Origin of the sequence: Dyella sp., assembly GCF_035486915.1 — a bacterium.
Classification (GTDB): domain Bacteria; phylum Pseudomonadota; class Gammaproteobacteria; order Xanthomonadales; family Rhodanobacteraceae; genus Dyella_B.
The window spans coordinates 41,906-50,769 of the sequence record NZ_DATHMR010000077.1 but is presented as its reverse complement, the minus strand read 5'-3'; the positions used below and the strand labels follow the sequence as shown (position 1 = coordinate 50,769).

The 8,864-nt window shown below is 56.8% G+C and carries 8 protein-coding genes; 4 read left to right on the top strand and 4 right to left on the bottom strand.

Annotated features, from left to right (window positions below):
* Window positions 1-907 (bottom strand): outer membrane beta-barrel protein (locus VK725_RS06465; RefSeq protein ID WP_325317237.1); only part of this gene is annotated, 907 nt, incomplete at its 3' end.
* 941 nt (window positions 908-1,848) lie between these two features.
* Between VK725_RS06465 and VK725_RS06460 the strand changes: the two genes are divergently transcribed.
* Together VK725_RS06460 and VK725_RS06455 are read left to right on the top strand one after the other, a co-directional pair.
* Window positions 1,849-2,352, top strand: coding sequence for a hypothetical protein (locus VK725_RS06460; RefSeq protein WP_325317236.1), 504 nt, complete (start codon window positions 1,849-1,851; stop codon window positions 2,350-2,352).
* A gap of 129 nt (window positions 2,353-2,481) precedes the next feature.
* Window positions 2,482-3,600 carry a hypothetical protein gene (locus VK725_RS06455; protein WP_325317235.1) on the top strand — a complete coding sequence of 373 codons (1,119 nt, stop codon included), beginning with the start codon at window positions 2,482-2,484 and terminating at the stop codon, window positions 3,598-3,600.
* Here VK725_RS06455 and VK725_RS06450 read toward each other — a convergent pair.
* Complete coding sequence (locus VK725_RS06450; protein WP_325317234.1) at window positions 3,594-4,955, bottom strand: hypothetical protein; 1,362 nt, start codon at window positions 4,953-4,955, stop codon at window positions 3,594-3,596. The genes VK725_RS06455 and VK725_RS06450 overlap by 7 nt on opposite strands.
* Window positions 4,956-4,979: 24 nt before the next feature.
* Window positions 4,980-5,567, bottom strand: coding sequence for a hypothetical protein (locus tag VK725_RS06445; protein WP_325317233.1), 588 nt, complete (start codon window positions 5,565-5,567; stop codon window positions 4,980-4,982).
* Window positions 5,568-5,775: 208 nt separating this feature from the next.
* On the opposite strand from VK725_RS06445, the gene VK725_RS06440 reads away from it, so the two are divergent.
* Window positions 5,776-6,885 (top strand): S-(hydroxymethyl)glutathione dehydrogenase/class III alcohol dehydrogenase, encoded by a 1,110-nt coding sequence (locus tag VK725_RS06440; RefSeq protein WP_325317232.1) that lies wholly within the window; start codon window positions 5,776-5,778, stop codon window positions 6,883-6,885.
* A gap of 18 nt (window positions 6,886-6,903) precedes the next feature.
* Window positions 6,904-7,734: an S-formylglutathione hydrolase gene (gene fghA / locus VK725_RS06435; protein ID WP_325317231.1), complete on the top strand. Its 831-nt coding sequence runs from the start codon at window positions 6,904-6,906 to the stop codon at window positions 7,732-7,734.
* 15 nt (window positions 7,735-7,749) lie between these two features.
* Here fghA and VK725_RS06430 read toward each other — a convergent pair whose 3' ends face one another.
* Window positions 7,750-8,616, bottom strand: coding sequence for a winged helix-turn-helix domain-containing protein (locus VK725_RS06430; RefSeq protein WP_325317230.1), 867 nt, complete (start codon window positions 8,614-8,616; stop codon window positions 7,750-7,752).
* Window positions 8,617-8,864 lie beyond the last annotated feature (248 nt).

The following is an 8,864-nucleotide window of genomic DNA, read 5'->3' as shown; positions in this document are numbered from 1 at the left end:
GCACCTGCGGATAGCGCTTGAGCGTATCCACAGCCTGGTCGAGGATTGCCAACGAGTCGCTGCTCGGCACGGCCAGCGTCGGCTCGATGTTGGTCTCGCTCTTCTTCGGACGGTCGAACTTGAAGTTCACGCCCTTCAGATCGATTACAACCTTCTGCGGGCAACCATCCGGACCGACGATCGTGCCCTCCGGCAGATCCGGGCACTTGTTGTCGCACAGGTTCACGCCATTGCGGAATTGCTTGGAGCAATCCGGTTGCGGCGGCGGCGGTGCAACCGGCGGCGCTGGCGGGGCAGGTGGCGGACCAAGGCGGAACACCATCGCCAAGTCGGCTATCGCATCGCCAAAACCGTTGCGTTGCGGGAAGGTCTTGTCGTCCCAGTCGTAGCGATACTTGATTTCGCCGCGGATATCGATGTTCTCGGTGATTGTCTTTGACAGACCGACGCCGCCTTCTGCAGCAGGATCGACACCGTGATTGAACGGATCGATGTGCTGGCTGGCCATCACGCCGCCCACCAAGTACGGACGCCATGCGTTCCAGTCGAGGAAGTAATAGCGCACGTCGACACCGATATTGTTGCTTGACCATCGACCACCGCCCAGGCCGTAGTCGACCCGGCGTGAGGTCCGATCGGCGAACAGATCGACCGAGACATTCGGCGAGACAAACTTGCCGATGCCTATACCGTAGTAGATCTGATTCCTGTTGGTCAGACGCTTGGTGTCATTGTGGAACCAGCCCACATAGGGTGCTACGTACCAACGATCATCAAAGCTTGTGTTTGTGACGTCACTGCTGGGGGCACTGCCCGCTGCGGTAGATGTGTTGTCTTGCGCGTGGACACCGAAAGCGGCTCCAAGCGCAAGAGCGACCGATAGAAACAGACATTGGCGCTTCATCATGGGTCTCCCAATTGCGGTTGTTAGTTCTTGGATCTTCCTGCTGATAAAACCAGCTAAGCCCTTTGGATATCAGTGGAAAGAATGCACTCCGCCCCCGTCGGCCCCACTAAATCCCTTTATTACCCTAATCCGTGTCAAAACAATTACCGACTCTTCTCCTCGTCAAACCCCATACACCCCATTCGAACTCTCTCTGGATCTGGTGCAAAAGCATTCGCTCGCGGCCTTAACACCCCAATTGCATCGATCCATAACGCTTTAGTTATCGCTATGAAAGTGAAAGAACCGACAAGGCTTAAGAAGTCGTTGCCAAATAGTCAGGCTGATGGCGGCGACAAGCCGGTCAGCCATAGGAAACGAAACAGTTCATCGCATTAATTTGTGAGATGACCGTATGTCGGTTCGTGGCGATGTTGTTAAGGACACGTGTTCATGGCATCAAGGTCACGACAAAACGAATTAAGTAGCAGCGGTTTCATACAAAAATCGCGCTTTTTCAGCCTAATTGGTTGACGCTGTCTCATCGCGTGCGTTTCCGGATTATTAAAAACTGTGCAACTACCGAGTAAAACTTAAACCAAACTTACGAATTATTTTCTTATGCAAGTTTGGAATGAGTCCGTCATTTTTACAGGTGTTCGCATTTGAAACAGTCGGTCGACGAGGATGAGATGGCATCGATCGCCTATCGATGCGCCTAGTGCATTTCTCAGATGAGTGATGATCGACGACATTCGCCATGTACCTCTCTACGCACGACGACTGCGTGGTACAGGCTTCGAGCTGAAGGTTATTCGAGATTCTTATAGTTGCTTATGTCGGTCGATGCGCTTCGACAATCCGGCGCATAGAACATTAGTCGAGCAAAAAAACTTCGCGCCGACTTCAACGTTACGTATTAAGTACCAGCGCATCGTAAATCGACGACGCGCGTTCGTTGAGTGCGCAAGCTGCGCGCACTAAACCTTTCACTGGATAGCCGCATCCCAATCGTGTTGTCTGAACTGGCCGCAGTGTTTGCGCGCCAGGCGGGCACGGCTATGCCAATGAAGGAGATAGGTATGCGATGCGCGCTAGTTGCAGCAGCAACCTTGTTGATATTTCAATCGGTGGAAGCGTCTTCAGAACAGTACGTCAATTTTATCAATGATGGCGACAGCTCGGTAGTTGCCATTGAAATGGCAACGCCTGGCAGCGAGCATTGGACTCCGGTGAAATTGAGTGGCGTCATTGACGGTGGCTACGTCAGCCTGGAAGGTGGCTACGTCGGGCAAGCCATGACGAAGATCCATGCCGATAGCGGCTGCATGTATGACGTCCGAATTGTCTTCGCCGATCACCAGGCGTTACTTCTCGAAGGACTCAATGTCTGCCGTACCCATGCAGTGCATATAGGGCAGCAATGGCGCCGCGCCTTGTTGGAAAGCACCCGCGCCTCGACGTAATGAATGAGGCGATCATTGGCTAATAACCCGAGTTTTGACACGGCTCGCCACCGTGTTTAACCTCTCCACGTCAACACGCCGCGAGCAGTACATTTTCAACGGTTTGCATTGCGTGACGGGGAAGATGCTATGCAAAAGGCCAGTGCGCTGGGATGGGTGCATAAGGAACGCTTTCTTGCCCTAAGCGTCCTTACGACTATTGCGTTCTACGTGTTCAGTGATTCGCTATTCAGCGGATTGTCCGACATGTATCGACTGGCGTTGGTGTTCTTCTGGTTATTTTCCGTAGTACTTGGTTCCGCACTTGCCGTGGTGAGGCATGCCGATCACATCGCCGAACGACTTGGCGAGCCCTATGGCACGCTGATCCTCACGCTTTGCATTACTTCGATCGAAGTCGTCAGTATCACCGCAATCATGCTGCACGGTGCGAACAACCCCACCTTGGCACGCGATACGCTGTTTGCGGTGACCATGATCGTGCTCAACGGTATGGTAGGTCTTTCGTTGTTGCTGGGCGGCTGGCGTTATCGCGAGCAGTATTACAACCTGCAGGGCGCCAACACTTATCTTGGCGTGATCATTCCGCTTGGCGTGTTGTGTCTCGTGCTGCCGAATTTCACGGTGGTCGAATCCGGGCCACCGAGGCTCTCTTTCGCGGAGAAAATCTTTGTGGCCACGATTTCGTTGGGACTGTATGCGTCCTTTTTGTTTCTTCAGACGCGGCGGCATCGGGCATATTTTGCAGCGGAGCAGGGCGTTGAGGAGGCGCCGACTGCCGACTTGCCAATCTCAACATCGCCGCTCACGTGGCATGTCGCGTTGCTTGCGATCTACATGGCGCTAGTCGTCTATCTGGCCGAGAAGCTTGCGCCACCGGTCGATTACGTTGTGGAGACCATGGGCAAGCCCGCTGCGCTCGCGGGATTGGCGATGGCGGTGCTGGTTGCAACGCCTGAAATACTGGGTGCCGTGCGCGCTGCCGGCAAAAACAATCTGCAGCGTTCGATGAATATTTTTCTGGGTTCGGTGCTTTCCACGATTGGATTGACCATCCCGGCGATTATCGTGATCAGCGAGCTGACGAATCATCCCATCCGGCTAGGGCTAGAGCATACCGACCTGCTGCTGTTCGTGCTGACGTTGTTTTTGTGTACCGTCACCTTTTCCAGTGGGCGCACGAACATCCTTCAGGGCGGCGTGCATCTCATCCTCTTTGCCGCCTATATCTTCTTCATCTTTCAGTGATGCGTTTGCGTGTCGGGAACGACGATATCTTCCTGATGGACGACCTTGTCACCCTTGGTGATGAACTTCAGCCGATACGTGCCGGGACGCAGATACAGATTGCCTGAGGGAACATCCTGCGTGCTGCTGTATAGCGCCATGTGAGATTCGTCCATCCCAAGCGGCTGCAGATCGAGCAGCAGGCGATCGGCTGGAATGGCGTCATCGCCCTCACTGCCGTAACGCGCTTCGATCAGACACGGGTAGTGTGCGTGGCAGTCCTCTGCGCTCATGGCGTAAGGTCGGCGTAGGTCGCCCAGCGTGAGCCATGCAGGGCGGCCTCGTATCAAGGATGAAGGTGGAAAAAATACGTTGACGTCGTAAGTCGAGCGCAGCGACCACGGCTTTCCTGTTGCATTGACGAAGACAATCGCGTCTTGCGGTTGAAGCTTTTGCATGACCGCCGTGTAGTAAGGATGATCGTCGCTCGATGACGGATGCGGATACATTGTCGTTTGATCGATGGACAGCATTGGCAGCGCGATGAGCTTGTGAAGGTGCTGCGCCATGGATGCGCCCCCCAGATAACTCCCGGATTTGGTGATGTGTTCGTAGCCCGCATTGATGACTAATCTGGCATGCGGATCGCGCGCGAACACCTGCTTGTACAGGTTTTCCGCCTGTTCGCTTTCTCGCGTATCGCTGTTGTCTGTGTCGGTGGTGGCCTCATAGGCAATCACCTTGTAGCCGAGTTTGAGTGCGGTGCGCACCATCTCCGCATAAATGGGCTCTTCGGTATAAAAGCCGCTGTTGTCGGTTGGATAGCCACGCGAGGTTAGCGTCGTATCGGTTTGGACAAGGGTTTCGGCAGCGAAGTAGTTGAAACCCTCGTCGTGCAAACGGCTTAAAAGCCGCACGGTCAGGCTTCGTGTCAGCGCGATGTTGTGCGCTTCGTTGAAAAGCACAACGCGATAATTTTTGGCCAGATCCGGAAGGGTGTCGATAGCGGGATGAGCTGCATAGCCATCTTCGGCGAGCGGTGACGGGCTGTCATCGGGTTGAGCGTGTTGCGCGATGGAGAAGCTGTCCATGGCCTCGGGATAGGCGCCGAGAAAACTTTGGTACCAACTAATGTATTGCCCGAATAATAGGCGGAATGCCTGCGAATTGTCGCTGGCGTAGGCGTTGCGCATGGCCAGGTATTGATCGAGCAGTCCTTTATGGGCGTTGACATCGGCCATGATTTTGTCCGTCTTGGACGCTGCCGCCTGTTGCTGTGCGGCCCATCGCTCGGCCGACTGCGCACGACACACTGTCGCCGTGCCGCTAAGCGACAGCGCCGCTGCCATCAAGCAAACCAGGCATCGTGCAGCCATGCAACTTTTAGCCTCGTTGCGGACTCAACCCGTTTTAACGCGAGTATCCGTTGCGATCCAGTTTATTTCCCATGTTTTTCCGCCGTCGCCGGAAAACGATTGCTCGAAGTGGCATGAATCGGGCGTGATATCGGAAATGATGAAGCGAACGAGGATCATGCGATCGTTATAGCCCTCCTGATCGATGAATTCACCACGCCCGTTCCGGAATTCGCCGATGGTGGGTACGCCTAGCGAACCGCCTTTGCTGCTGGCGACATTGAGACTCCATTGATGCGCCTGCGGGTCGTACAAGCGCAGGGACAGAAGCTCCATGTGCCCGGTTTGCCCATCGACTTCCAGTTCCACGAGGTTGGCGCGGCCGTCCCAGACCTTGCGGACCACGGTGGTGCCGTCATACGTCGCCCACTGTTGCGAGCCGGTTAGTGGATGAACGAGGCGTTTCAAATGCGTTTTCCACGTGCCGATTTCAAAGTCGAAGTCGTGCTGACCGTCGCGATAGGTACTGCCGGCCTGTGCGGCGTTCGTTTGACTGGTGGCGTGGGCCGAAGATGCCAGAAAGCCTGTCACGCATAAGGTTGCTGCAAACCGTCCGATCGTGTCGAATCTCATCGTCGTCATCCCCGTGTGATGTCCCATCGCGTCAAGGGCACATTACGCCAGCGGTTCGAACGTCCCAATAACCACTTTAGCGTTCGGCGATATAGCCATTTGGTGGGCTCAGATAACATGACCTAGCGGGTTAGCCTCCTGCGCGATGGACGCATGCCCGTTATGCTGTGCTCCTTTCATCTATCTATGTTTCGAGCTGGAGTCCCTCATGAAATCTCGCGCCGCCGTCGCTTTCGCACCAGGACAACCGCTGCAAATCGTGGAGATCGACGTTGCACCGCCACGTGCGGGGGAAGTACTCGTCAAGATCACGCACACCGGCGTCTGCCATACCGATGCGTTCACGCTGTCCGGCGACGATCCGGAAGGCATTTTTCCTGCCGTGCTGGGACACGAGGGTGGCGGCGTGGTGGTCGAAGTGGGCGAGGGCGTCACCAGCGTCAAACCGGGCGATCATGTGATTCCGCTCTATACGGCCGAATGCGGTAAGTGCAAGTTCTGCCTGTCGGGCAAAACGAATCTGTGCCAAGCCGTGCGCGCTACACAGGGCAAAGGACTGATGCCCGACGGTACGACGCGCTTCTCCTACCAGGGGCAGCCCGTGTATCACTACATGGGCACCAGCACGTTCAGCGAATACACCGTGGTGGCGGAAGTTTCGTTGGCGAAGATCGATCCGCAAGCGCCGCTGGAGAAAGTCTGCCTGCTCGGTTGCGGCGTCACCACCGGCATCGGCGCGGTGCACAACACGGCCAAGGTCGAACCGGGCGCAAGCGTTGCGGTGTTCGGTCTGGGCGGCATCGGTCTGGCGGTGATTCAAGGTGCCAAGCAGGCGAGGGCCGGGCGTATTCTGGCGATCGATACCAACCCAGCCAAATTCGATCTTGCGCGCAACATGGGCGCGACCGACTGCGTCAATCCGAAAGATCACGACAAGCCCATTCAGGACGTGATCGTGGCATTGACCGATGGTGGCGTCGATTACAGCTTCGAATGCATCGGCAACGTCGACGTTATGCGCGCAGCGCTGGAGTGCTGCCACAAAGGGTGGGGTGAAAGCATCATCATCGGCGTCGCGGGCGCAGGACAGGAAATCCGTACGCGTCCCTTTCAATTGGTGACGGGCCGCGTGTGGCGCGGTAGCGCATTCGGTGGCGTGAAAGGCCGCAGTCAGTTACCGGACATGGTGCAGCAGGCGATGCGCGGAGAAATTCGTCTGGATCCTTTCATTACGCACACGTTGCCGCTGGAGAAAATCAACGAGGCGTTCGACCTGATGCACGATGGCAAGTCCATCCGTACCGTCATTCACTACTGACCATTGTTGGGAACGCTCATGGAACGCATCGAACACCGCGCCTGTTTTGGCGGCTGGCAGGATGTCTATCGCCACGATTCGCCCGCGCTCAATTGCAGCATGCAGGTTGGGGTGTATCTGCCGCCGCAAGCAGCAGAGCGCAGCGTGCCGGTGCTGTACTGGCTCTCGGGTCTGACGTGTACCGAGCAGAATTTCATCACCAAGGCCGGCGCGCAACGTTATGCGGCCGAGCATGGCGTGATGCTGGTCGCGCCCGATACCAGCCCACGCGGGGATAACGTCCCCGATGCCGACGGATACGATCTGGGGAAGGGCGCGGGCTTTTATGTCGACGCGACGAGAGAACCTTGGTCGCGGCACTATCGCATGTACAACTATGTGGTGAACGAATTGCCGGCGCTGATCGAAGCGCATTGCCCGGCAACTTCCTCGCGTGCGATCAGCGGACATTCCATGGGCGGTCACGGTGCGCTGATGATTGCGCTACGAAACCCGGAGCGATACCGCAGTGCATCGGCATTTTCACCGATCGTGGCGCCCTCGCAGGTACCGTGGGGCGAACGGGCATTTTCAACCTACCTCGGTGATGATCGCGAAGCCTGGAAGGCCTATGACACGGTGGAGCTTCTGAAAGCGGCAACGCAAAAGCTGCCGCTGCTGATCGATCAAGGCGATGCGGACGAATTTCTCGATAAGCAATTGCAGCCCGATAGGCTCAAGCGCGAAGCCGATGCACTCGGTTATCCCGTCACGCTACGCATGCAGCCGGGCTACGATCACAGCTATTACTTTGTCGCGAGCTTTATCGGTGAGCACGTGGCCTATCACGCTGCCGCATTGCGAGCCTGAAAACGCAGGCAGTCGCTAGTTGATGGACGTCTTGAGTGCCTTGGTCACTTCGCTCGCGATATCGTCCTGAATCATCAGTTTGTCGGCCCAGGAACGGTCGTACGTTTGCGACCAGACGACGAAACCGTCGTCGGTGCGTACCAATCGTGCCGATACGCGCAGTGTGTTGCCCGATTTGCGTACGCTGCCATCCAGCACGTAGGCAACGTTGAGCGCCTTGCCTACCTGCGCAACGGTCACCTGCTTGTCTTTGAAGTAGAACGACGATGTTGGCGATGATACGTGCAAGCCTTGCGACTGGCTCAGCTTATCGATCAACTCATCGGTCATGCCGTCGGCGAACGGTTCCTCGGTCATCGTGTCCGTCATATCCAGGAACGGAAGCACTGCAATGGACCTTGGATTCGGTATCGCTGCCGCGGCCGCCTGTGTCTGATGCCGATGCGTGTATGAATAGGCAGTCAGTGCAGCGCCGGCCACTAGCACGACCGCAATTGCCCACCATGCGGCCCGGTGCGTTCGCACCGATGCGTTCTGCGGCGACGCCAACGCATCATTGGCAGCCCGTTGTGGTGCGACGGGCACGCCCGGCGGTGCATCGTCCGTGCTGACAGGGGCCACCATTCGATAACCGCGACGCGGAACCGTCGCGATATAAACCGGCTGCTTGGGATCGTCGCCGAGCAGGCGCCGCAGTGAAGTGACCGCCTGATAGACCGAATCGGGCGTGACGATCACGCCTTCCCACACCTGATTGAGCAACTCCTCGATGCTGACCACGTCGCCTGCGCGCTCTGCCAGACACAGCAGCAGGCGCATGGTGCGGGCTTCGAGCCGAACGGTTTCTTCGCCGCGAGAGATTTGGCCGGACAACGGGCTCACGGTCCACTCCCCGATGCGCAGTGTTGCCTTGGCAGACAGACCCATGCTCGAAGACATACGCGCCTTGTGTGTGAGGAAATCGATCCGTCGATGTTCGCATTCGGGCGTGGACAGCGGCAACTGCTGAAAGCCCAGGCGATGAACGAGGAGATTCAGAGATCTTCAGCTTCCTTCAGGGTGCTTTTCAGGACTTGAGCGACGGGGTGAGTCCACAGTGCCGCTGCGTTTTTCGGCCATCCGGGCCGAAA

What these genes read in the sequence shown, in the direction of transcription:
- VK725_RS06455 (WP_325317235.1), top strand. Translation starts at nt 2,482, where the DNA reads ATGCAAAAGGCCAGTGCGCTGGGATGGGTGCATAAGGAACGCTTTCTT.
- VK725_RS06440 (WP_325317232.1), top strand. Translation starts at nt 5,776, where the DNA reads ATGAAATCTCGCGCCGCCGTCGCTTTCGCACCAGGACAACCGCTGCAA.
- VK725_RS06450 (WP_325317234.1), bottom strand. Translation starts at nt 4,955, where the DNA reads ATGGCTGCACGATGCCTGGTTTGCTTGATGGCAGCGGCGCTGTCGCTT.
- fghA (WP_325317231.1), top strand. Translation starts at nt 6,904, where the DNA reads ATGGAACGCATCGAACACCGCGCCTGTTTTGGCGGCTGGCAGGATGTC.
- VK725_RS06445 (WP_325317233.1), bottom strand. Translation starts at nt 5,567, where the DNA reads ATGAGATTCGACACGATCGGACGGTTTGCAGCAACCTTATGCGTGACA.